Genomic DNA, 23,140 nt, shown 5'->3' on the forward strand with positions numbered 1-23,140 from the left:
CGCAGCGGCGAGCTGTCGGCGCCGATCGTGATCGGCCGCGACCACCTGGACTCCGGTTCGGTGTCCAGCCCCAACCGCGAAACCGAAGCCATGCAGGACGGCTCCGACGCCGTGTCCGACTGGCCGCTGCTCAATGCCCTGCTCAACACTGCCAGCGGCGCGACCTGGGTCTCCCTGCACCACGGCGGCGGTGTCGGCATGGGCTTCTCGCAGCACTCTGGCATGGTGATTGTTTGCGACGGCACCGATGAGGCGGCCGAGCGCATTGCCCGCGTGCTGACCAACGACCCGGCTACCGGGGTGATGCGCCATGCCGATGCGGGGTACCAGATTGCAATCGATTGTGCCAAAGAGCAGGGGTTGAACCTGCCGATGATTACTGGCTGACAGGCCCTTGGGGCTGCTGCGCAGCCCTATCGCCGGCAAGCCGGCTCCCACGGACATGTGGGAGCTGGCTTGCCAGCGATAGGGCCGCACAGCGGGCCCGAATCGGCCCTTTTTCTTGCAAGGACTGCCGATTTCCACTTTCAAGTTTGGGAGCGTCACGCAATGAAAACCAACAAGACCTTGCTTGCCTCGCTATTCACCCTTGGCCTGCTCGGCTTCGCCGGCAGCAGCCAGGCGGCTGGCTGGTGCGAGTCTGGCAAGCCGGTGAAGTTCGCCGGGCTGAACTGGGAAAGCGGCATGCTGCTGACCGACGTGATGCAATTCGTATTGAAGAACGGCTACGGCTGCGAGACCGATAGCCTGCCCGGTAACTCCATCACCATGGAAAACGCCCTGGGCACCAACGATATCCAGGTGTTCGCCGAAGAGTGGGTCGGCCGCAGCGAGGTCTGGAAGAAGGCCGAGGCTGCCGGCAAGGTGGTCGGCGTCGGCGCCCCGGTGCTGGGCGCGGAGGAGGGCTGGTACGTGCCCCGTTACGTGATCGAAGGCGACGCCAAGCGCAAGCTCGAAGCCAAGGCGCCGGACCTGAAGAATGTCGCCGACCTGGCCAAGTACGCCAGCGTCTTCAAAGACCAGGAAGAGCCGAGCAAAGGCCGCTTCTACAACTGCCCGGCCGGCTGGACCTGCGAACTGGACAACAGCCAGATGCTCAAGGACTACGGCCTGGAAAGCAGCTACACCAACTTCCGCCCCGGCACCGGCCCGGCGCTGGATGCCGCGGTACTGTCGAGCTACAAGCGCGGCGAGCCTATTCTGTTCTACTACTGGACCCCAACCCCGCTGATGGGCCAGGTCGACCTGGTCAAGCTGCAGGAAAAACCGGGTGTGGATAAATCGGTGTCGATCAAGGTCGGCCTGTCCAAGACCTTCCACGAACAAGCCCCTGAGCTGGTCGCGGTGCTGGAGAAGGTCAACCTGCCGATCGACCTGCTGAACCAGAACCTGGCACGCATGACCAAGGAGCGCATCGAGTCGCCCGCACTGGCCAAGGCGTTCCTCAAGGAACATCCTGAAGTCTGGCAGGCCTGGGTCAGCGATGAGGCTGCCAAGAAGATCAACGCGGCGCTTTGAGCGTCCACAGCTGATGAGTGGAACCTATGTTTCCTGACAACCTGACATTTTCCATCGCCGACTGGGTCAACGGTTGGGTCGACGCCCTGGTGACCAACTATGGCGACGTGTTCCGGCACATTTCCGACACCCTGCTGTGGGCCATCGTCAGCCTCGAAGGCGCCCTGCGCGCCACCCCCTGGTGGCTGATGCTCGGCGTGGTGGCGCTGATCGCCTGGCACGCCACCCGGCGCATCCTGCCAACCCTGGTCATCACCGGGTTGCTGTTCCTGGTCGGCGCCGTCGGCCTGTGGGACAAGCTGATGCAGACCCTGGCGCTGATGCTGGTGGCCACGCTGATCTCGGTGCTGGTGGGCATCCCGCTGGGCATCCTCTCGGCGCGCAGCAACCGCCTGCGCGCGGTGCTGATGCCGCTGCTCGACATCATGCAGACCATGCCCAGCTTCGTGTACCTGATCCCGGTGCTGATGCTGTTCGGCCTGGGCAAGGTGCCGGCGATCTTCGCCACGGTGATCTACGCCGCGCCGCCGCTGATCCGCCTCACCGACCTGGGGATTCGCCAAGTGGATGGCGAAGTGATGGAGGCGATCAACGCCTTCGGCGCCAACCGCTGGCAGCAACTGTTCGGCGTGCAGCTGCCGCTGGCGCTGCCGAGCATCATGGCCGGCATCAACCAGACCACCATGATGGCCCTGTCGATGGTGGTGATCGCTTCGATGATCGGCGCCCGTGGCCTGGGCGAAGACGTGCTGGTGGGCATCCAGACCCTCAACGTCGGTCGCGGCCTGGAAGCGGGCCTGGCCATCGTCATTCTCGCGGTGGTGATCGACCGCATTACCCAGGCCTACGGCCGGCCACGCCATGAGGTGAGCAAATGAGCACGCAGGCGATCAGCAAGATCGAAGTGAAGAACGTCTTCAAGATCTTCGGCGACCGTGCCGACGAGGCCCTGCAGATGATCCGCAACCAGCAGGGCAAGGAGCAGGTGCTGGCGCAGACCGGCTGCGTGGTCGGGGTCAACGACCTGTCGCTGTCGATCGGCAGCGGCGAGATCTTCGTCATCATGGGCCTGTCCGGCTCGGGCAAGTCGACCCTGGTGCGCCACTTCAACCGCCTGATCGACCCCACCAGCGGGCAGATCCTGGTCGATGGCGAAGACATCCTGCAGTACGACATGCAGGCCCTGCGCGAATTTCGCCGGCGCAAGATCAGCATGGTGTTCCAGAGCTTCGGCCTGCTGCCGCACCGCAACGTGCTGGACAACGTCGCCTATGGCCTGAAGGTGCGCGGCGAGAGCAAGCAGCTGTGCGCCGAGCGTGCCATGCAGTGGATCGAGACCGTGGGCCTGAAAGGCTACGAGAAGAAGTACCCGCACCAGCTCTCCGGCGGCATGCGCCAACGTGTGGGCCTGGCCCGGGCGCTGGCGGCGGACACCGACATCATCCTCATGGACGAGGCGTTCAGCGCCCTCGACCCGCTGATCCGCGCCGAAATGCAGGACCAGTTGCTGGAGCTGCAGAAGACCCTGCACAAGACAATCGTGTTCATCACCCACGACCTGGACGAGGCGGTGCGCATCGGCAACCGCATCGCCATTCTCAAGGACGGCCGCCTGATCCAGGTTGGCACGCCGCAGCAGATCCTTCACAACCCGGCCGACGAGTATGTCGACCGCTTCGTCCAGCGCCGCGCGGTCGCGGTATGAGGAGCCCCATGTCGCAAGTTGCAACCGTGGTCATCACCGGCGCCGCGCTGCGCTGGCAGGACATCGCCGCCGTGGCCCGCCATGGCGCGCGCCTGGAGCTGGCGCCGCAGGTGTGGGCGCGCATCGACAACGCCCAGGCCATCGTGCGCCATATCGTCGACAGCGGTGAGCGCGCCTATGGCGTCAACACCGGGCTCGGCGCGCTGTGCAACGTATCCTTGCAGGGCGAACAGCTCGCGGCGCTGTCGCGCAACACCCTGCTCAGCCACGCCTGCGGCGTCGGCCCGGCGCTGCCCGATGAGCAGGCGCGGGCGATCATCTGCGCCGCCGTCGCCAACTACAGCCACGGCAAGTCCGGGATCCAGCGCGGCGTGGTCGAGGCGCTGCTGGCGCTGCTCAACCACGGCATCACCCCGCAGGTGCCGTCCCAGGGCTCGGTGGGTTACCTGACCCACATGGCCCACGTCGGCGTCTGCCTGCTGGGCATCGGCAAGGTCAGCTACCGCGGGCAGGTGGTCGAGGCCGCAGCAGCGCTGGCCGCCGAAGGCCTCGAGCCGGTGCAGCTGGGCGCCAAGGACGGCCTGTGCCTGGTCAATGGCACGCCGTGCATGACTGGCCTGGCCAGCCTGGCGCTGGACGATGCCAGCCGCCTGCTGCAATGGGCCGACGTGATCGGCGCCATGAGCTTCGAGGCCCTGCGTGGGCAGATCGCCGCCTTCGACCCTGAAATCATCGCGCTCAAGCCGCACCCGGGCATGCAGGTGGTGGGCGAGAACCTGCGCGCCCTGCTCGCGGGCAGCGAAGTGATCGCCTCGAGCAAAGGCATCCGCACCCAGGACGCCCTGAGCATCCGCTCCATCCCGCAGGTGCACGGCGCCGCCCGTGACCAGTTGGCCCACGCCGCCCGGCAGATCGAGGCGGAGCTCAACGGCGCCAACGACAACCCGCTGCTGCTGGGCACCCCGGGCGACTTCCGGGTGGTTTCCCAGGCCAACCCCCACGGCCAGTCGGTGGCCATGGCCGCCGACCTGCTGGCAATTGCCATGGCCGAGATCGGCTCGATCGCCGAGCGCCGCCTGGATCGCCTGGTCAACCCGCTGGTCAGCGGCCTGCCGGCGTTCCTGGTGAGCAACCCAGGGGTCAACTCGGGGATGATGATCGCCCAGTACGTGGCCGCCTCGCTGTGCGCGCAGAACCGCCAGCTGGCGCAACCGGCGGTGCTCGACAACTACGTGACCTCGGGCCTGCAGGAAGACCACCTGAGCCTGGGCACCAATGCCGCGCTCAAGCTGCACCAGGTGCTGGAGAACTGCACGCAGGTCCTGGCCATCGAATACCTGCTGGCCGCCCAAGCCTTCGAATTCCTCAAGGAACAGCGCTTCGGCGCCGGCACCGAGGCCGCCTGGCGCCTGCTGCGCGAACAGGTGCCGGCCTACCTGGAAGACCGCTGGCTGGCCCCCGACATCGCCCGCGCCGCCGCGCTTCTGAAAGCTTCGCAAGGGCCGCAGCCGGTGCTGCCGGCGCTGCACTGAACACGCAAAGGAGTCTGAACATGGAAGCGTTGAACCTTGTGCCCGGCCGCCTGACCCTGGCCCAGCTACGCCGTATCCACCTGGCGCCGATGCAGCTGAGCCTGGATGCCAGTGCTGGCGCTGCCATCGATGCCAGCGTCGCCTGCGTCGAGCGGATCATCGCCGAAGACCGCACGGCCTACGGCATCAACACAGGTTTCGGCCTGCTGGCCTCGACCCGCATCGCCAGCCATGACCTGGAGAACCTGCAGCGCTCGCTGGTGCTGTCCCACGCCGCCGGCATCGGCGCGCCGCTGGACGACGCCATGGTGCGCTTGATCATGGTGCTGAAGATCAACAGCCTGGGCCGTGGTTTTTCCGGCATTCGCCGCAAGGTCATCGATGCGCTGATCGCCCTGGTCAATGCCGAGGTCTACCCGCACATCCCGCTCAAGGGCTCGGTGGGCGCCTCCGGCGACCTGGCGCCGTTGGCGCACATGTCGCTGGTGCTGCTTGGCGAAGGCAAGGCGCGCTACCGGGGTGAATGGCTGCCTGCCAATGAAGCCCTGGCCGTGGCCGGCCTCGAGCCGCTGACGCTGGCCGCCAAGGAGGGCCTGGCGCTGCTCAACGGCACCCAGGCTTCCACCGCCTACGCCTTGCGTGGCCTGTTCCAGGCCGAAGACCTGTTCGCCGCCGCCATTGCCTGCGGCGGCCTGACGGTGGAGGCCGTGCTGGGTTCGCGTTCGCCATTCGATGCGCGCATCCATGCCGCCCGTGGCCAGCTGGGCCAGATCGATACTGCGGCGTGCTTCCGCGACCTGCTGGGCGAGTCCACCGAGGTGTCGCAGTCGCACAAAAACTGCGGCAAGGTTCAGGACCCGTACTCGCTGCGCTGCCAGCCGCAGGTCATGGGCGCCTGCCTGACCCAGTTGCGCCAGGCTGCCGAAGTGCTCGGCATCGAGGCCAACGCAGTGTCGGACAACCCGCTGGTGTTCGCCGCCGAAGGCGATGTGGTGTCGGGCGGCAACTTCCACGCCGAGCCAGTGGCCATGGCCGCCGACAACCTGGCCCTGGCGATTGCCGAAATCGGCGCGCTGAGCGAGCGGCGCATCTCGCTGATGATGGACAAGCACATGTCGCAGCTGCCACCGTTCCTGGTGGAAAACGGCGGGGTCAACTCCGGCTTCATGATCGCCCAGGTCACCGCAGCGGCCCTGGCCAGCGAGAACAAGGCGCTGTCGCACCCCCACAGCGTCGACAGCCTGCCGACTTCGGCCAACCAGGAAGACCACGTGTCGATGGCCCCGGCCGCCGGCAAGCGCTTGTGGGAAATGGCCGAGAACACCCGGGGCGTATTGGCCATCGAATGGCTCGGCGCCTGCCAGGGCCTGGACCTGCGCGAGGGGCTGAAAACCTCGGTGAAGCTGGAGCAGGCGCGCCAGGTGCTGCGCCGCGAGGTGCCGCACTACGACCATGACCGCTTCTTCTCGCCGGATATCGAGGCGGCCAGTGCCTTGCTGGCCGAAGGCAAGCTGACCGCGCTGTTGCCGGCCGGCGTGTTGCCAAGCCTGTAAATGCGGCCAGGGCAGATGTGGGAGCCGGCTTGCCGGCGATGAATGCACCGCGGAGCATGGCACCGGCTGTGCCGGTGATCGCCGGCAAGCCGGCTCCCACAGCTCCCACAAGTGCCCCGGCAGAACAGCGATGAACATCGGAGTTTGTGTATGAGAACCCTCTGGCAGCATTGCCACGCGGCCACCATGGCCCAGGGCAGCTACTCGGTCATCGAGGACGCCGCCATCGTCAGCAACGCCGGCCTGATCGAGTGGATCGGCCCGCGCGCCGACCTGCCGGCGCTGGATTTCGCCCGCACGGTCGGCCTCAATGGCGCCTGGGTCACCCCGGGCCTGATCGACTGCCACACCCACGCGGTGTTCGGCGGTAACCGCAGCGGCGAGTTCGAGCAGCGCCTGCAGGGCGTGAGCTATGCCGAGATCGCCGCCCAGGGTGGCGGCATCGCCAGCACCGTGCGCGCCACCCGCGCCGCCAGCGAAGACGAACTGTTCGCCAGCGCCCGCCAGCGCGTGCAGGCGCTGATGCGCGACGGCGTGACCACCCTCGAGATCAAGTCCGGCTACGGCCTGGACCTGGCCAACGAGCGCAAGATGCTGCGCGTGGCCCGGCGCCTGGCCGAAGAGCTGCCGCTGGCCGTTCGCGCCACCTGCCTGGCCGCCCATGCCTTGCCGCCGGAATACGCCGGCCGGGCGGACGACTACATCGCGCACATCTGCGATGAAATGCTCCCGGCCCTGGCCGAAGAAGGGCTGGTGGATGCGGTCGACGCCTTCTGCGAGCACCTGGCGTTTTCCCCGGCGCAGGTCGAGCGGCTGTTCATCAAGGCGCGCGAGCTGGGCCTGCCGGTCAAGCTGCATGCCGAGCAGCTGTCGTCGCTGCACGGCTCCAGCCTGGCGGCGCGCTACCAGGCGCTGTCTGCCGACCACCTGGAATTCATGACCGAAGAAGATGCCATGGCCATGGCCAAGGCTGGCACCGTCGCCGTGCTGTTGCCGGGCGCCTTCTACTTCCTGCGCGAAACCCAGCTGCCGCCGATGGACGCCTTGCGCCGCCACGGCGTGAAAATCGCCCTGGCCAGCGACCTCAACCCCGGCACTTCGCCTGGGCTGTCCCTGCGGCTGATGCTGAACATGGGCTGCACGCTGTTTCGCATGACCCCGGAAGAAGCCCTGGCCGGCGTTACCGTACATGCCGCCACGGCCCTGGGCCTGGGCCACAGCCATGGGTCGCTGGAGGCCGGCAAGGTCGCCGACTTCGTCGCCTGGCAGATCGAGCGCCCCGCTGACCTGGCCTATTGGCTGGGCGGCGACCTGCCCAAGCGCGTGGTGCGCAAGGGCCACGAAATCTCCAATTGAGCGAGGCGAGATGGACAAGGTATTGAGTTTCCACCAGGGCCGTTTGCCCCTGCTGATCAGCATGCCCCACGCGGGCCTGCAACTGACCCCGGCCGTGCGCGATGGCCTGGTGGACGAGGCGCGTAGCCTGCCCGACACCGACTGGCATATCCCGCGCCTGTACGACTTCGCCCGCGAGCTTGGGGCCAGCGTGGTGGCGGCGGAGTATTCGCGCTTCGTCATCGACCTGAACCGGCCCGATGACGACAAGCCGCTGTACGCCGGCGCCACCACCGGCCTGTACCCGGCCACGCTGTTCGAGGGCGAGGCGCTGTTCAAGGAAGGCCAGGTGCCGCCCGCCGACGCGCGCAAAACCTACCTGGAGCAGATCTGGCGGCCCTACCACCAGACCATTGAAAACGAGCTGGCACGCCTGCGCGCCGAATTCGGCTATGCCCTGCTGTGGGATGCCCACTCGATCCGTTCGCTGATCCCGCATCTGTTCGAGGGCAAGCTGCCCGACTTCAACCTGGGTACCTTCAACGGTGCCAGCTGCGACCCTGAACTGGCCGAGCGGCTGCAAGGCGTTTGTGCCCAGGCGCGGGCCTACACGCATGTGCTCAACGGGCGCTTCAAGGGCGGCCACATCACCCGCCATTACGGCGACCCGGCCCGGCATGTCCATGCGGTGCAACTGGAGCTGGCGCAAAGCACCTACATGGAGGAGGTCGAGCCTTTCGCCTATCGCCAGGACCTGGCGCAGCCCACCCAGGCGGTGCTGCGCACGTTGCTGGAAACCGCGCTGGCGTGGGGCCGCGAGCGTTACGCTCGCTAGGTGTTTGAGCGGAATCTGCGCGGCCGGTGAACAGCAGCCGCGCAGATGGGCGGGGGCTTACTCGGTCGATGAGCGCGGCCGGCGATCGGGGTTTGCAAATGACGTGAGCTCGCGAATCAGGCGGGCATCACGTGCCTGCTTGCTGCGCTCCAGCGCCTTGAACTGCTCTTCGAGCGCCTCGAGCGGCCTGTCCGGGTACTGGTCGGGCAAGGCCGTCACCTGCTCCTGGTAGGCCTGTTCGATCTCGGCAAAGCGCTGGGCATGGGCCTGGCGCAGGTGCTGGACCCAACGTTCGTTGCCTGCGGCAAAATTCAGGAAACCCTCGCCCAGCTCGCTTCGCTGCACTTGCAGTTCGGCATGGGCCAGCTCATCGATATTGGCCTTGATCGCGTAGCGCAGGGTGTCGTCGGGCTGGCCCAGCTCCAGCATCGCGTTCAACTCCCGACGATAAGTGAGGCGCACCTCTGCCTCGTCCCTGTTGGCCGCTTCGCTCTTGGCGATGTCATCCAGGGCCTGCAGGCGGTACAGGCGGCGCAGTTCGCGATAGAGGTTGGCCTCGGTGTCCGCCGCATCGATCTGCAGGCGCCGGTTGGCGATGAACAGCTCGATGTTCTGGAACACCAGCAAGGCGCCGTCGTGGCACGTCTGGTCGCCGTTGTCCTGCAGCAGCGCTTCCCTGGCCTGGTGGCTGAACAGCGCCAGGTCGTCCGGGTCGACCACTGCGCTCACCAGTATCTTGCGCACCCGCTCGCACAGCGCCACGCGCGTCTTGCCGTTCTGGTAGGGCGCCGAATTGCGCAGGCGCCCGACCAGGGCCAGGAGGTTTTCGGCTTCGGGCATCGTCTGCAGGGTGGCCCAGCAATCGCGCAGGGTCTCGTTTTCCACGGCCGAGGCGAGCAGCCAGTCATTCACATTGGGCAGGTCGGCGATAGGGTCGAGGAAGGGCAGGTGGAAATGGCCACCGGCGAACATGCCTTCATCCGATGAGTCGCTCATGCTGTCCGACAGGTCGATGGCGAAGGTGACATTGCGCTGGCTGTCCGACGAGGCTCGGGCACGGCTGACGGTTTCTTCGGTCAGCGGGTTGCCGAACAGCAGGATCGAGCTGATGGGGAAGTCGTGGTCCAGGTTGGCCAGGATGTGCGGGGGCAGGTCGGTGAGCCGGTTGTCACTGAGGTCGAGCATTTCCAGGGGCAGCAGGCTGTCCACCCAGGCCGGCCATGCGTCCAGCGCCATGCCGTTCAGGTCCAGCCGGCGCAGCGCCTGCAGGGCCGGGGGCGCGCTGCTGATCGGGCCCATGCGGTTGCTGGTCAGGTCCAGCGAATTGAGCGCGGGCAGGCGGCCGAGGGTGTCCAGCACCTGCTGATCGATCAGCAGGCCCGAGCGGCGCAGGGCGATGTCGGTCAGCCCCGGCAGGCGCAGTAGGGCGGTCGGCAATGTCTGCTCTGCGCGCACGTAATCGTCGATGGTCAGGCGCGTGACCCCTGGGAAGCGCCTGAGCAAGGCCTCCAGCTGCGCCGTCGAGCCGCTGACCCGTTCCAGGGCAAGGTTATGCACTTGCTCGCTGAAAAACGGCGGCAAGGACCTGGGGAAGTGCTCCAGGGAAACATCGCTCAGGCGCAACGCCGCCCGAGTCAGGCCGACCTCCTGGTAGTGCCAGAACGCGTTCAGTTCGGTGGCGATCCGCGTGCGCGAAGCCATCACCGCCTGGCTTACCGGGGCGCTCGAGCTGGAGGCGTTGACGTAGTTGTCGATGGCATCGCGCAATTGCTGGCGTTGCTCCAGCAGGGTGGCCAGGTGCCTGGTGAATGCCTGCGTCTGGTCCATCTCGAAGCGCGCGGCGCGGCCGTCTGCGCTGAGCATCACGCGGCGGATATCGTCCTCGAACAGCGGGTTGCCCTGCAGCGAGATCAGCGCGTGGTCGGCGACGCTGATGCGGTTTTCGCGCAGGAAGTACGGCAGCACCCTGATCTGGTTGTGGCGCAGGCCGATGTGCCGCACCTGGGTCACCGGGTTGTGCCCCAGCCCTGCGGGCCAATGGTCCAGGCCCATGTTGTCGAGGCCCAGGTAATCCAGTGCCAGCTCATCGAACGACGGCACGAACTGCTCGGACAAGCGGTTGCCGCTCAGGTCGAGCCGTCGCAGCTGGCGCAGGCCCGCCAGGCTGTCGATGTCGGTCGAGGACAACGAGATGTTCTGGTTGGTCAGCTCCAGCGACTCCAGCGCGGGCAGCTGCTGGGCAATCACCGGCAAGCTGAACTGGAAGGGCGACGGCGTGCCTTGTGGGTGGTAGGGGCGGGTGATCTGCAGGGTCCTGAGGTTGGGGAACTGGCGAAGCAGGCTGGTCAGTTGCGGACCGTGCTGGCCCCAGCCTTCATAGTTTTCGGGCGACGTCTGGATCAGCTGCAGGTCCGTCACGCTGGCGGTGAAGAATTCCGGCAGCGGAAGGGGGAATTCCGGCAATGACAGGCGTTCGAGGCGAAGAGGCGGGGTTGCATCGCTGGCTGCGATGAAGGCGCGGTCGTACCAGTACTGGCTGACGGCACTCATGAGCCGTTCGAAGTCTTCTGCGGGCCGCTGCGGCGACAGGGCTGCCAGCGCTCGCCACTCGGCCAGGCTGCTTTGCAGCTGGTCGCGTTGGCTTAGCAGGTTGCGGAGCATTTCATCGATCTGCACGCGGGTCAGGTTTGTGTTTTCCAGCGCTGTGAGGGCCTGCTCGGCAGGCCGGGGTACGGGGACGTACTGGCCGACCTGGCGGATCGAATTGAGCAAGGTGTGCCTTGAGAGGCTGGTTGCCCGCGGGCGCGTGCCGCCCAGTGGGTAGCCCGGCCGGCCATCGGCCAGGCGCATCGGCGAGCGGTAGCCTGGGCGCACGCTCTGCATGGCCAGCAGCTGGCGCAGGGCCGTGCGCGGCAGTGGCGGTGCTTGTTCAAGCAGGTGCTCCAGCGCCCTGGCATCCTCGACCGCCAGTGCCTCGCGCTGCGCGGTGGTCAACGCCTCGAACACCGCGTCAGGCAGCGAGGCGTGAAGCGAAACCAGCTGCTCAGGGTCTTGGCTGTCCATGACCACATAGCCTGCCTGCACGCGGATGATCGACGTGGCTGCCGGCCCGTCACCGCTGCCGATGTGGGTGGCCTGGGCTGGCGAGTACTGGTGCTGTTCCAGGGTGATGCGCATGTCGGTGGGCCATCCGTCAAGTTGCTCGAGGGTGTGCAGGAGCAGTACATCGCTGTCCCAGTTGCGTACCTTTTCAAGGTAGAGCCCTTCGTAGGCCCGGTTCAGCCTGATGTGCTGCTGCAGCGGGCGAATCTCTTCGGCGAGCCGCAGGGGCACCTTGCCATTGGCCAGGTCCTGCAGCTCGGCTGGGCTGGCATGGCGCAGCAGCTCTTCGATTACCGGCGCCGGAAGCTGCGGGTAGCGCGCCTGGATGGCTGCGGCGCCGGGGCTTTGCGGCTTGGGCAGCTGCTGGTAGTGGCGCTCGAAGGCCGCCTGGAACACGCTGCGCTCGCTCAGCTCGGGCGCTGCCTGCAGCCTTTGGTAGAGCGTGAAGCGCGCCAGGGTATCTTCCAGTTGCGCGGGCAGGCGCTGGTTGTCGCAAAGTATCCGCCGCAGGGCATCTTCCTCGGTGCCGCTGGCACGCAGAATGCGCTGCGCCGATTCTTCGTCGAACTGCCCGCCAAGGTGGCTGGCGCGGCGCAGCAGCGTCAGCTCCCCCCATTGCTCGGGCCTGTCTGCCGGGTGCAGCCAGGCGCCTGCGCCGTTGTGGCGCAGTGGCGGCTCGTAGCTCAGCGCCTTGCCGGGGTGCTCCAGGCGGTAGCCCGCGCCGTCGGCTGGGGTCTTGAGCGAATAAGTGTTGCCATCGAGTGCCAGCCAGGTCTTGCCTTCATGCTGATAGAGGCCGAATTCATCTGGCTGCAGGCCGGCCGGCAACACGATGTCGTGGGCGAACGGCTGAACGTCCGGCTGCCAGAGGCGGGCGGTGCCATCGGGCATGACCACAGGCTCGAGCTCCTCGATGAACGAGGGCACTTCCACGGCTATTCGCTCGACGGCGGGTGTGCCCGGGCCTGCGCCGGCTCCAGCCAGCGCGGCGGTGAGCACGAGGTTGTCGACGATGTCCATCAGGTAGGCGAAGGCTTGCTGGCGATCGCCCTCGGCCCATTGCTCGACGCCCTCGTACACCTCGTAGCTCAGCTGGATGAACGACAAGCCCAGCATCAGTGGCCCCAGGCCAGGGACCACGAAGGCGCCGACATTCAAGGCGGCAAACGCCAGCTGGGCGAAGTAGGCCATGCGTTTTTCGGCGCTTTTCTGGTCTTCCTGCGCGGTGGCCACGGCGTGGAACGCGGTATCGTCCAGGCGCCGCTGGCGCTTCTGGCGGGCCAGTTCGGCCAGCAATGGCCGGTTGAAGGGCTGCAGCGTCACCTCCACCCAGGCCTCGGGGTCGCGTATCCGCGTGGCCTGGCCGCCCTGGTGCCCTGGCGCTTGTGCCGTGCTCCAGTCGATCGGCTGCAGGCAGTCGCGCAGCTTTTCCATAAATTGCGCACTGTCGCGGGCCGGTACGCCTTGCTGCAGGTGTTTCACCTCCAGGGTCCACAGCTGTTCACGCAGGTGCGCCTGGGCTTGGTGAACGGTGTTGTGCACCTTCAGCGGCACTTGTGCGCCGGGCAGGTAGGTGACCAGCACATCCTTGTAGGGCAGCCGCGCCACGTCGTAGCTCAGCAGCCACTCGGGGGAGGGCACGAGGCCTATGAGCAGTGCGCCGGTAAAGGGCGTGCCGAACAGGTTGAGGAAGGCGCAGCGCAGCGGGCTGTCCAGGTAATCGGCCGCGCCGTCGCGGGCGAGTTTCAGCAGGGCCTCATGCAGGGGTTGCTCGATCATGCCGCTCAGGCAGGCCCTGTGCAGCTCCAGGCGCAGGGTGCAATGTTCCACCTCGGCGAGCGTCTGGTCGGCACCAGGTGCGTAGGCCGCCTCGAGCAACGCCTGGTAGCGGCCGCCCAGGTCCAGCTCGCGTACCAGGCTGGCGAAGGCCTGCGGGGCTATCGGCAGCGGCTTGCCGGTGGGTTGCAGGGCATGAAATTCATCGCTGTCGAGCACCAGCGCCTGCAGCGATTGGCCATCCAGTCCCCCGGGCTGGGCCTCGGCCGCCTCGAAGTTCTGCAGGGCACAGTGCAGCAAGGGCTGGGTGGCGAGCTTGAAGGCCCGCTGGGCGCCGGCGATCGGGTCGCCATCGATGTTCGCCTGGTAGGCCTCGGCCTTGGCGGCGTTGAACAGGTAGGTGCGGGCGACGTCCAGCGGCAGGCCGAAGCGCTCCTCGATGGCAGACGCCAGCTGTTGGCTGGCGAACTGTTCCAGGTCGGGGACCGAGGCGAACAGCGCATCGGCCTGCTGTTGCGCCTTGCGAAGGGCCGCGTAGTCCTCGGCCAGCGTGCGAGCGAGCGCCGGTTGGGCATGGGCGGCCTTGGCGAACCAGGGCGGCACGGCGCCCAGGGCCGCGCGCATGTGTTGCTGCTCCAGGTGGCTGGTGTGGGCAACCCAGGCCGGCGCCTTGTCGCTGATCAGTTGCTGAGGGTGGGGGATGCTGGTCATAAGAGAGCCTCGCTTGATGGAGCGGCGAGGCTATCGGGCGCGGTGCTGGGCTTGTGGGTAGCATGATCTAGCGTCAGACACATGCTCTGAGCGCAATTCAGGTTTATGATGCCCAACGGCAGTCAATATCCTCACACGGAGTGCGCAATGCAGACCCTCTACCCGCAGATCAAACCCTACGCCCGGCACGATCTGGCCGTGGAAGCGCCGCATGTGCTGTATGTCGATGAGAGCGGCTCGCCAGAAGGTCTGCCGGTGGTGTTCATCCACGGTGGCCCGGGCGCGGGTTGCGATGCCCAGAGCCGTTGCTACTTCGACCCCAACCTGTACCGCATCATCACCTTCGACCAGCGCGGCTGTGGCCGCTCCACGCCCCACGCGAGCCTGGAGAACAACAGCACCTGGCACCTGGTCGAGGACATGGAGCGCATCCGCAAGCACCTGGGCATCGACAAGTGGGTGCTGTTTGGCGGCTCGTGGGGTTCGACCCTGGCCCTGGCCTACGCCCAGACCCACCCCGAGCGCGTGCATGGCCTGATCCTGCGCGGCATCTTCCTGTGCCGCCCACAGGAGATCCAGTGGTTCTACCAGGAAGGCGCCAGCCGCCTGTTCCCTGACTACTGGCAGGACTACATCGCGCCGATCCCGGCGGAGGAGCGCGGCGACCTGGTCAAGGCCTTCCACAAGCGCCTCACCGGCAACGACCAGATCGCCCAGATGCATGCCGCCAAGGCCTGGTCCACCTGGGAGGGCCGCACTGCCACCCTGCGCCCCAACCCGCTGGTGGTCGACCGCTTCTCCGAGCCGCAGCGGGCCTTGTCGATCGCCCGCATCGAATGCCACTACTTCATGAACGATGCCTTCCTCGAGCCCGACCAGCTGATCCGCGACATGCCCAAGATCGCCCACCTGCCGGCGGTGATCGTGCATGGCCGCTACGACGTGATCTGCCCGCTGGACAACGCCTGGGCGCTGCACCAGGCCTGGCCCAACAGCGAGCTCAAGGTGATCCGCGACGCCGGCCACGCCGCGTCCGAGCCGGGCATCACCGACGCGCTGGTGCGCGCGGCCGACCAGATGGCCCGGCGCCTGCTCGACCTGCCCCTGGAAGAAGCATGAAGGGGCTGTTGCAGCGCGTGCGCGGCGCGCGGGTAGAGGTGGCCGGCGAAATCGTCGGCGCCATCGACCAGGGCCTTCTGGTGCTGGTGGCGGTCGAGCCTGAAGATACCCGCGAGCATGCCGATAAGCTGTTGCACAAGCTGCTCAACTACCGGGTGTTCAGCGACGAGCAGGGCAAGATGAACCTGTCGCTCAAGGATGTGGGCGGCGGCTTGCTGCTGGTGTCCCAGTTCACCCTGGCCGCCGACACCCGCAGCGGCATGCGCCCGAGCTTCTCGAGCGCCGCACCACCGGCGCTGGGCGCCGAGCTGTTCGACTACTTGCTGCAGCAAGCCCAGGCCCAGCACCCGGTTGTCGGCAGCGGGCGTTTCGGGGCTGACATGCAGGTGCACCTGGTCAATGATGGCCCGGTGACATTTCTGTTACAAATATGAGGTAAAAAAACCCTTTGTTTATAGGAAAACAAGGGGTTTTGTACGATAAATAGTTGGTTCAGCCTGATGCGTTGTAACGCATCCTGCTGGATAATCGCGCGCTGCGTGGGCCTGCGTTCGCAGGTTCGTTTCACTCTGACTCGAGCATTGTCTGGATCCGTTTGGGGAATCATTACGCCCTCACGGGGTCCGAACAGTGCTCGCCAACCCGGCATTTGTCGCTGGCCGTTGGTTTCATGATCTGTTTTCGGCGAGGGTTGCTCGTGATTGTTAGTCCCCAAAAAGCATCAAGTATCCCCGGCACTCGGCTGCGCAAGGCCCTGATGGCCAGTGTCGCACTGGTCGGCCTGATGAGCGCGGGCCAGCTGTGGGCATTCAATCTTGACGATGTTGCAGCCAAGGCAAAGGATCTGGCCGGCCAGAAGTACGAAGCACCTAAAAGCAATCTGCCGGCAGTCTTCCGCGACATGAAGTTCGCCGACTACCAGAAGATTCACTTCCTGCAGGAAAAGGCCGAGTGGGCCAAGGACAAGACCCCGTTCAAGCTGTCGTTCTATCACCAGGGCATGCATTTCGACACGCCGGTGAAGATCAACGAAGTCACGGCGAGCAAGGTCGAGGAAATCAAGTACGACCCGAGCCGCTTCGAGTTCGGTGACGTGCCGCACGACCCGGAAACCACCAAGAACCTGGGTTACGCCGGTTTCCGCGTGCTCTACCCGATCAACAAGGCCGACAAGCAGGACGAGATCATGACCCTGCTGGGGGCCAGCTACTTCCGCGTGGTCGGCAAGGGCCACGTGTACGGCCTGTCGGCCCGTGGCCTGGCGATCGACACCGCACTGCCGTCGGGCGAGGAATTCCCGCGCTTCACCGAGTTCTGGGTAGAAAAGCCCAAGCCGGCCGACAAGCACCTGGTGATCTACGCCCTGCTCGACTCGCCGCGCTCCACCGGCGCCTACAAGCTGATCCTGCGTCCGGGCAGCGACACCGTGGTCGACGTGCAGTCGCGCGTGTACCTGCGTGACCACGTCAGCCGCCTGGGTATCGCGCCGCTGACCAGCATGTACCTGTTCGGCCCCAACCAGCCGTCCAAGGTCCTCAACTACCGCCCGGCCCTGCATGACTCCGAAGGCCTGTCGATCCACGCAGCCAACGGCGAGTGGCTGTGGCGCCCGCTGAACAACCCGAAACACCTGGCCGTGAGCAACTTCAGCGTCGAGAACCCGCGTGGTTTCGGCCTGATGCAGCGTCAGCGCGCCTTCAGCGACTACGAAGACCTCGACGACAACTACCAGAAGCGCCCAAGCGCCTGGATCGAGCCTAAGGGCGACTGGGGCAAGGGCACCGTCGACCTGGTCGAGATCCCGACCGCCGACGAAACCAACGACAACATCGTGGCCTTCTGGAGCCCCGAGACGCTGCCTGAGCCAGGCAAGCCGGTCGAGTACGCCTACCGCCTGCACTGGACCATCGACGAGCAGCAGTTCCAGGCACCGGACCTGGGCTGGGTCAAGCAGACCCTGCGCTCCACCGGTGACGTCAAGCAGTCCAACCTGATTCGCCAGCCAGACGGCAGCGTGGCCTTCCTGGTCGACTTCGCAGGCCCGGCCCTGGCCGCCCTGCCGGAAGACACCGCGGTGCGCAGCCAGATCAGCGTTGGCGACAATGCCGAGGTGGTCGAGAACAATCTGCGCTATAACCCAGAAACCAAAGGCTGGCGCCTGACCCTGCGGTTGAAGGTCAAGGAAGCCAACAAGGCCACCGAAATGCGCGCCGCGCTGGTACGTGACGTGCCGGTCGAGCCGGCCAAGCCTGCCCAGGAAAGCAAGCAGGACAAGGCCGCTGCCAAGCACGCCAAGCACGAAAAAACCGCCAAGGCGCAGGAGCCAGCCAAGGCCGAACAACCTGCCGCCGATGCGGCGCCCACCAACGGGTCGCCGGCCACCACCGAAAAAGTGCTGACCGAGACCTGGAGCTATCAGTTGCCTGCCGATGAGTAACTCAAGCGCAAGGCCAGAATCGCTTGGCGAGTACCTGGCCCACCTCCCACTGAGCGATGAGCAGCGCGCGGAACTCGCCAGCTGCACGTCGTTCGGTGAGCTGCACCAACGCCTGGCGGCAAACCCTGCCGCCGACACCGCCGAGGCCGTCCAGGCCTCGGTGGGCGCGCGCCTGACCGTGGGGAGCGCCGCCGAGCTGGAAGACGCCGAAATGCTCGGCGTCGACGGCAGCGGCCGGCTGTGCCTGAAGATCGCGCCGCCGATCAAGCGCACCAAGGTGGTGCCCGAGCCATGGCGCACCAACGTGCTGATCCGCATGTGGCGGCGCCTGACCGGCCGCACCAACGCCCCGCAGCCGGAGCAGCGCGAGCTGCCCAAGGCGCGCTGGCGCACGGTCGGCTCGATCCGCCGCTACATCCTGCTGGCCCTGATGATCGGCCAGACCATCGTCGCCGGCTGGTACATGAAGGGCATCCTGCCGTACCAGGGTTGGTCGTTCGTCGACCTCGACGAGGTGCTCAACCAGCCGCTGTGGGACACCGTGGTGCAGGTCTGGCCGTATGCCTTGCAGACGTCCATCCTGATCCTCTTCGGTATCCTCTTCTGCTGGGTGTCGGCGGGCTTCTGGACCGCGCTGATGGGCTTCCTCGAGCTGCTCACCGGGCGTGACAAGTACCGCATTTCCGGCAGCAGTGCCGGCAGCGAGCCGATCGCCCCTGAAGCGCGCACCGCGCTGGTGATGCCGATCTGCAACGAAGACGTGCCGCGGGTATTCGCCGGTTTGCGCGCCACGTTCGAGTCGGTGGCCGCCAGCGGCAACCTCGACCGCTTCGATTTCTTCGTGCTCAGCGACACCAACGACACCGACATCGCCGTGGCCGAGCAACAGGCCTGGCTGGACGTGTGCCGCGAAACCAAGGGCTTTGGTCGCATCTTCTACCGCCGCCGCCGGCGCCGGGTGAAGCGCAAGAGCGGCAACCTCGACGACTTCTGCCGCCGCTGGGGCGGCGAGTACAAGTACATGGTCGTGCTCGACGCCGACAGCGTCATGAGCGGCGAGTGCCTGAGCAGCCTGGTGCGCCTGATGGAGGCCAACCCGGACGCCGGCATCATCCAGACCGCGCCGAAAGCCTCGGGCATGGACACCCTGTATGCGCGAATGCAGCAGTTCGCCACCCGCGTGTATGGCCCGCTGTTCACCGCTGGCCTGCACTTCTGGCAGCTGGGCGAATCGCACTACTGGGGCCACAACGCGATCATCCGCATGAAGCCGTTCATCGAGCACTGCGCCCTGGCGCCGTTGCCGGGCAAGGGCGCGTTCGCCGGTGCGATTCTTTCCCACGACTTCGTCGAAGCCGCGCTGATGCGCCGCGCCGGCTGGGGCGTGTGGATCGCCTACGACCTGCCGGGCAGCTACGAAGAGCTGCCGCCCAACCTGCTCGACGAGCTCAAGCGCGACCGCCGCTGGTGCCACGGCAACCTGATGAACTTCCGCCTGTTCCTGGTCAAGGGCATGCACCCGGTGCACCGTGCGGTGTTCCTCACCGGGGTGATGTCGTACCTGTCGGCGCCGCTGTGGTTCTTCTTCCTGGTGCTGTCGACCGCGCTGCTGGCGACCAACACGCTGATGGAGCCGCAGTACTTCATCGAGCCCTACCAGCTCTACCCGCTGTGGCCGCAGTGGCACCCGGAGAAGGCGGTTGCGCTGTTCTCCACCACCATCGTGCTGCTGTTCCTGCCCAAGCTGTTGAGCATCGTGCTGATCTGGGCCAAGGGCGCGGTCGAGTTCGGCGGGCGCATCAAGGTCACCTTGTCGATGCTGATGGAGATGCTGTTCTCCATGCTGCTGGCGCCGGTGCGGATGATCTTCCACACCCGCTTCGTGCTGGCCGCGTTCCTCGGCTGGGCCGCGACCTGGAACTCGCCGCAGCGTGACGACGACTCCACGCCATGGAGCGAGGCGGTGCGCCGGCATGGCCCGCAAACCCTGCTGGGCTTTGCCTGGGCTGCCCTGGTGGCGTGGCTGAACCCGAGCTTCCTGTGGTGGCTGGCGCCGATCGTCGGCTCGCTGGTGCTGTCGATCCCGGTTTCGGTGATCTCCAGCCGCACCCGCCTGGGTCTGGCGGCCAAGGACGAGAAGCTGTTCCTGATCCCCGAGGAATACGCGACCCCGCAGGAGTTGCTGGCAACCGACCAGTACACCCACGAAAACCGCTGGCATGCCCTGCATGACGGCTTCGTGCGGGCAGTGGTCGACCCGCGGCAGAACGCCCTGGCCTGCGCCATGGCCACCGCCCGGCATGGCCAGGCGGCACCGATCGAGGCACTGCGCGCCGAGCGTGTGGCCAAGGCGCTGGAAGTCGGCCCCAAAGGGCTGGACCTCAATACCCGCCTGGCCTTGCTCAGCGACCCGGTGGCGCTGACCCGCCTGCACGAGCAGGTCTGGGCCGAGCACAACGCGGCGTGGATCGATGTGTGGCGCGCGTCGATCAACAACGACCCGCATTCGCCGCTGCTGCCGCTGCACCCGCAGAGTGAAGGCCAACCGGCACTCGTCGGCGCCTGATCCAGCCTAGGGCCGCTTTGCGGCCCATCGCCGGCAAGCCGGCTCCCACAGGAACCCCACAGATGCAAAGCACTGGGGTGAACCTGTGGGAGCCGGCTTGCCGGCGATGAGGGCCCGCGAAGATTCCCGCCCAATCGGATTTTGGCCAACAAAGTCCCCCCCGGCTCTAGGTCCCAGGGCCGCCATGCGTTAGCATCCCTTTCCGATAAAACACGCCGGCCGTTCTGGCCGAGCCAACGATAAGATTCGCTACTTTTCTTGCTAGGGGACTTGGTGATGATGAAGAAATACCTTTCGCGCCTGCTGGTGGGCGTCACCGCGCTGGTCGCGGTCGCTTGCGCTCAGGCCGGCGCCATCGACGACGCGGTCAAGCGTGGCACCTTGCGGGTGGGCATGGACCCAACCTACATGCCGTTCCAGATGACCAACAAGCGCGGCGAGATCATCGGCTTCGAGGTCGATATCCTCAAAGCCATGGCCAAGTCCATGGGCGTCAAGTTCGAGGCTGTTTCCACTGCCTATGACGGCATCATCCCGGCCCTGCTGACCGACAAGTTCGACATCATCGGCAGCGGCATGACCCTGACCCAGGAACGCAACCTGCGCCTGAACTTCAGCGAACCCTTCATCGTGGTCGGCCAGACCCTGCTGATCCGCAAGGAGCTGGCGGGCGAGATCAAGACCTACAAGGACCTGAACAACGAGAAGTACCGCATCACCTCCAAGCTCGGCACCACCGGCGAGATGGTTTCCAAGAAACTGATCGCCAAGGCCAAGTACCACGGCTACGACAACGAGCAGGAAGCGGTGATGGACGTGGTCAACGGCAAGGCCGATGCCTTCGTCTACGACGCGCCGTACAACGTGGTGGCAGTGGAGAAGGCCGGCGCCGGCAAGCTGCTGTTCCTCGAAGAACCCTTCACCTACGAGCCGCTGGCCTTCGGCCTGAAGAAGGGCGACTACGACAGCATCAACTTCATCAACAACTTCCTGCACCAGATCAAGCATGACGGGACCTACGATCGTATCCACGACAAGTGGTTCAAGAACAAGGACTGGCTGAAGGAAATGGAATAAGGCCCCAGGCCACAAGCCAAGGCTTTGACCCCGACGCGCAGGCAAACCCTGCGCGTTCGCATTTACGGAAGTACCCACGTGATCAAACACAAGAAAGCCCAGTGGCCCTGGCACGCGCTGACCGCGCTGGTCCTGGTGGGCCTGGCGATCAGCCTGTACCTGGCCACTTCGATGATGTCCTACGAGTGGCGCTGGAACCGCGTACCGCAGTACTTCGCCTACAAGGCCGAGGAAGTACAGCGTGCCAGCGGTTACGGCACGGTGCAGGAAATCGTCGTCTCCGGTGATAACGCGCGCGTTACCCTCAAGGACGAGAGCGGCGATGAGCAAGTGCTCGACGTGGCCAAGGACAGCCTGCAACTGAGCCGCGGTGACGATGTCGCCGAAGGTGACCAGATCGGCGTGACCCGCCACTGGGCGGCTGGCCCGCTGGCCTGGGGCCTGTGGACCACCTTGTGGCTTTCGGTGGTGTCTGGTGCGCTGGGCCTGGTGATCGGCCTGTTCGCCGGGTTGTGCCGGCTGTCGAACAACCCGACCCTGCGCGACCTGTCGACGGTGTATGTCGAGCTGGTGCGCGGCACGCCGCTGCTGGTGCAGATCTTCATCTTCTACTTCTTCATCGGCACGGTGCTCAACCTCTCCCGCGAGTTCGCCGGGGTGGCGGCGCTGGCGCTGTTCACCGGTGCCTACGTGGCCGAGATCGTGCGTGCCGGCGTGCAGTCGATCGCCAAGGGCCAGAACGAAGCCGCGCGTTCCCTGGGCCTCAATGCCAGCCAGTCGATGCGCCACGTGATCCTGCCGCAGGCGTTCAAGCGCGTGCTGCCACCGCTGGCCGGGCAGTTCATCAGCCTGGTCAAGGACACCTCGCTGGTGTCGGTGATCGCCATCACCGAACTGACCAAGAGCGGCCGCGAGGCCATCACCACCTCGTTCTCGACCTTCGAGATCTGGTTCTGCGTGGCAGGCCTGTACCTGCTGATCAACCTGCCGCTGTCGCACCTGGCCAGCCGGCTCGAGCGGAGGCTTGCGCAAAGTGATTGAAGTCCGTGACCTTTTGAAAGTCTTCGACACCCGTGGCCAGGTGGTGCGCGCGGTGGACAACGTCACCACGCAAGTGGCCAAGGGCGAAGTGGTGGTGGTGCTCGGCCCGTCCGGTTCGGGCAAGTCGACCTTCCTGCGCTGCCTCAACGGCCTGGAGCACTTCGACGAAGGCCACGTGGCCATCGACGGCCTGCGCCTGGACGACCCGAAGACCGACATCAACGCCTACCGCCGCGAAGTCGGCATGGTGTTCCAGCATTTCAACCTGTTCCCGCACATGACCGTGCTGGAGAACCTGTGCCTGGCACAGAAGGTGGTGCGCAAGCGCAACAAGGCCGACCGCGAAGCCAAGGCCCGGGCGTTGCTGGAGAAGGTGGGCATTTCGCAGAAGGCCAACGAGTACCCGTCGCGCCTCTCCGGTGGCCAGCAGCAGCGGGTGGCGATCGCCCGGGCCCTGGCCATGGAGCCCAAGGTGATGCTGTTCGACGAGCCGACCTCGGCGCTCGACCCGGAAATGGTCGGCGAGGTGCTGGATGTGATGAAGACCCTGGCCCAGGAAGGCATGACCATGGTCTGCGTGACCCACGAAATGGGCTTTGCCCGGGAAGTGGCGGACCGCGTGCTGTTCTTCGATCACGGCAAGCTGCTGGAAGACTCGGCGCCGGCGGCGTTCTTCGATTCGCCTAGAGACCCACGGGCCCAGGCTTTCCTGCGCCAGGTGCTGTAACCGCGTCGCCCCCTTCGCGGGGCAAGCCCGCTCCCACAGGTACACCACCAGCCTCATGGTGTGCGCGGTAGCTGTGGGAGCGGGCTTGGCCCGCGAAGGGGCCGGT

The 23,140-nt window shown here is 66.1% G+C and carries 15 protein-coding genes and 1 pseudogene; 15 read left to right on the forward strand and 1 reads right to left on the reverse strand.

Features of this window, described 5'->3' with window-relative positions; genetic code table 11:
• The 8 genes and pseudogenes from B3E94_RS04235 to hutG all read left to right on the forward strand — a co-directional run.
• Positions 1 to 387, forward strand: a pseudogene (locus B3E94_RS04235) (urocanate hydratase); the annotation flags it as partial.
• A gap of 162 nt (positions 388 to 549) precedes the next feature.
• Positions 550 to 1,518: an ABC transporter substrate-binding protein gene (locus B3E94_RS04240; protein ID WP_176514051.1), complete on the forward strand. Its 969-nt coding sequence runs from the start codon at positions 550 to 552 to the stop codon at positions 1,516 to 1,518.
• A gap of 26 nt (positions 1,519 to 1,544) precedes the next feature.
• A complete protein-coding gene (locus B3E94_RS04245; RefSeq protein WP_008098126.1) occupies positions 1,545 to 2,396 on the forward strand; it encodes an ABC transporter permease in 852 nt (283 codons plus the stop codon).
• Positions 2,393 to 3,223 (forward strand): quaternary amine ABC transporter ATP-binding protein, encoded by an 831-nt coding sequence (locus B3E94_RS04250; RefSeq protein WP_176514049.1) that lies wholly within the window; start codon positions 2,393 to 2,395, stop codon positions 3,221 to 3,223. The genes B3E94_RS04245 and B3E94_RS04250 overlap by 4 nt, the downstream gene beginning before the upstream one ends.
• A gap of 8 nt (positions 3,224 to 3,231) precedes the next feature.
• The gene (gene hutH, locus B3E94_RS04255) at positions 3,232 to 4,755 is read left to right on the forward strand and encodes a histidine ammonia-lyase (protein ID WP_176514047.1); all 1,524 of its coding nucleotides are present in this window, start codon (positions 3,232 to 3,234) and stop codon (positions 4,753 to 4,755) included.
• A gap of 20 nt (positions 4,756 to 4,775) precedes the next feature.
• Positions 4,776 to 6,308, forward strand: a complete 1,533-nt coding sequence (hutH, locus tag B3E94_RS04260; RefSeq protein WP_286912450.1) for a histidine ammonia-lyase — start codon at positions 4,776 to 4,778, stop codon at positions 6,306 to 6,308.
• A gap of 150 nt (positions 6,309 to 6,458) precedes the next feature.
• Complete coding sequence (gene hutI / locus B3E94_RS04265; protein WP_286912451.1) at positions 6,459 to 7,664, forward strand: imidazolonepropionase; 1,206 nt, start codon at positions 6,459 to 6,461, stop codon at positions 7,662 to 7,664.
• A gap of 10 nt (positions 7,665 to 7,674) precedes the next feature.
• A complete protein-coding gene (gene hutG, locus B3E94_RS04270; RefSeq protein WP_176514041.1) occupies positions 7,675 to 8,478 on the forward strand; it encodes an N-formylglutamate deformylase in 804 nt (267 codons plus the stop codon).
• Between the two features lie 57 nt (positions 8,479 to 8,535).
• Here the strand turns inward: hutG and B3E94_RS04275 are convergent, their stop codons facing one another.
• Positions 8,536 to 14,067, reverse strand: coding sequence for a dermonecrotic toxin domain-containing protein (locus B3E94_RS04275; protein WP_286912452.1), 5,532 nt, complete (start codon positions 14,065 to 14,067; stop codon positions 8,536 to 8,538).
• Between the two features lie 147 nt (positions 14,068 to 14,214).
• On the opposite strand from B3E94_RS04275, the gene pip reads away from it, so the two are divergent.
• The 7 genes from pip to B3E94_RS04310 all read left to right on the forward strand — a co-directional run bounded on the left by pip (position 14,215) and on the right by B3E94_RS04310 (position 23,034).
• A complete protein-coding gene (gene pip, locus B3E94_RS04280) occupies positions 14,215 to 15,186 on the forward strand; it encodes a prolyl aminopeptidase (RefSeq protein WP_176514037.1) in 972 nt (323 codons plus the stop codon).
• Positions 15,183 to 15,620: a D-aminoacyl-tRNA deacylase gene (gene dtd / locus B3E94_RS04285; RefSeq protein ID WP_286912454.1), complete on the forward strand. Its 438-nt coding sequence runs from the start codon at positions 15,183 to 15,185 to the stop codon at positions 15,618 to 15,620. Before pip ends, dtd begins: the two co-directional genes overlap by 4 nt.
• Positions 15,621 to 15,883: 263 nt before the next feature.
• A complete protein-coding gene (locus tag B3E94_RS04290) occupies positions 15,884 to 17,623 on the forward strand; it encodes a glucan biosynthesis protein G (protein WP_286912455.1) in 1,740 nt (579 codons plus the stop codon).
• Positions 17,616 to 20,189 (forward strand): glucans biosynthesis glucosyltransferase MdoH, encoded by a 2,574-nt coding sequence (mdoH, locus tag B3E94_RS04295; RefSeq protein WP_286912456.1) that lies wholly within the window; start codon positions 17,616 to 17,618, stop codon positions 20,187 to 20,189. Before B3E94_RS04290 ends, mdoH begins: the two co-directional genes overlap by 8 nt.
• Before the next feature lie 279 nt (positions 20,190 to 20,468).
• Positions 20,469 to 21,266 carry a transporter substrate-binding domain-containing protein gene (locus B3E94_RS04300; RefSeq protein WP_176514055.1) on the forward strand — a complete coding sequence of 266 codons (798 nt, stop codon included), beginning with the start codon at positions 20,469 to 20,471 and terminating at the stop codon, positions 21,264 to 21,266.
• 78 nt (positions 21,267 to 21,344) lie between these two features.
• Positions 21,345 to 22,307, forward strand: a complete 963-nt coding sequence (locus tag B3E94_RS04305) for an amino acid ABC transporter permease (protein WP_176514028.1) — start codon at positions 21,345 to 21,347, stop codon at positions 22,305 to 22,307.
• Entirely contained in the window at positions 22,300 to 23,034 is a 735-nt protein-coding gene (locus tag B3E94_RS04310; protein WP_176514053.1) for an amino acid ABC transporter ATP-binding protein, read from the forward strand. Before B3E94_RS04305 ends, B3E94_RS04310 begins: the two co-directional genes overlap by 8 nt.
• The last annotated feature ends 106 nt before the right edge of the window (positions 23,035 to 23,140 follow it).

Origin of the sequence: Pseudomonas sp. UBA6315 (genome assembly GCF_002438125.1) — a bacterium.
GTDB classification, from domain to species: Bacteria; Pseudomonadota; Gammaproteobacteria; order Pseudomonadales; family Pseudomonadaceae; genus Aquipseudomonas; species Aquipseudomonas faucium.

Coding starts and splice junctions, on each gene's coding strand:
- hutH (WP_286912450.1), top strand. CDS start 4,776: ATGGAAGCGTTGAACCTTGTGCCCGGCCGCCTGACCCTGGCCCAGCTA.
- hutI (WP_286912451.1), top strand. CDS start 6,459: ATGAGAACCCTCTGGCAGCATTGCCACGCGGCCACCATGGCCCAGGGC.
- pip (WP_176514037.1), top strand. CDS start 14,215: ATGCAGACCCTCTACCCGCAGATCAAACCCTACGCCCGGCACGATCTG.
- B3E94_RS04250 (WP_176514049.1), top strand. CDS start 2,393: ATGAGCACGCAGGCGATCAGCAAGATCGAAGTGAAGAACGTCTTCAAG.
- mdoH (WP_286912456.1), top strand. CDS start 17,616: ATGAGTAACTCAAGCGCAAGGCCAGAATCGCTTGGCGAGTACCTGGCC.
- B3E94_RS04245 (WP_008098126.1), top strand. CDS start 1,545: ATGTTTCCTGACAACCTGACATTTTCCATCGCCGACTGGGTCAACGGT.
- B3E94_RS04300 (WP_176514055.1), top strand. CDS start 20,469: ATGAAGAAATACCTTTCGCGCCTGCTGGTGGGCGTCACCGCGCTGGTC.
- hutH (WP_176514047.1), top strand. CDS start 3,232: ATGTCGCAAGTTGCAACCGTGGTCATCACCGGCGCCGCGCTGCGCTGG.
- hutG (WP_176514041.1), top strand. CDS start 7,675: ATGGACAAGGTATTGAGTTTCCACCAGGGCCGTTTGCCCCTGCTGATC.
- dtd (WP_286912454.1), top strand. CDS start 15,183: ATGAAGGGGCTGTTGCAGCGCGTGCGCGGCGCGCGGGTAGAGGTGGCC.
- B3E94_RS04240 (WP_176514051.1), top strand. CDS start 550: ATGAAAACCAACAAGACCTTGCTTGCCTCGCTATTCACCCTTGGCCTG.
- B3E94_RS04275 (WP_286912452.1), bottom strand. CDS start 14,067: ATGACCAGCATCCCCCACCCTCAGCAACTGATCAGCGACAAGGCGCCG.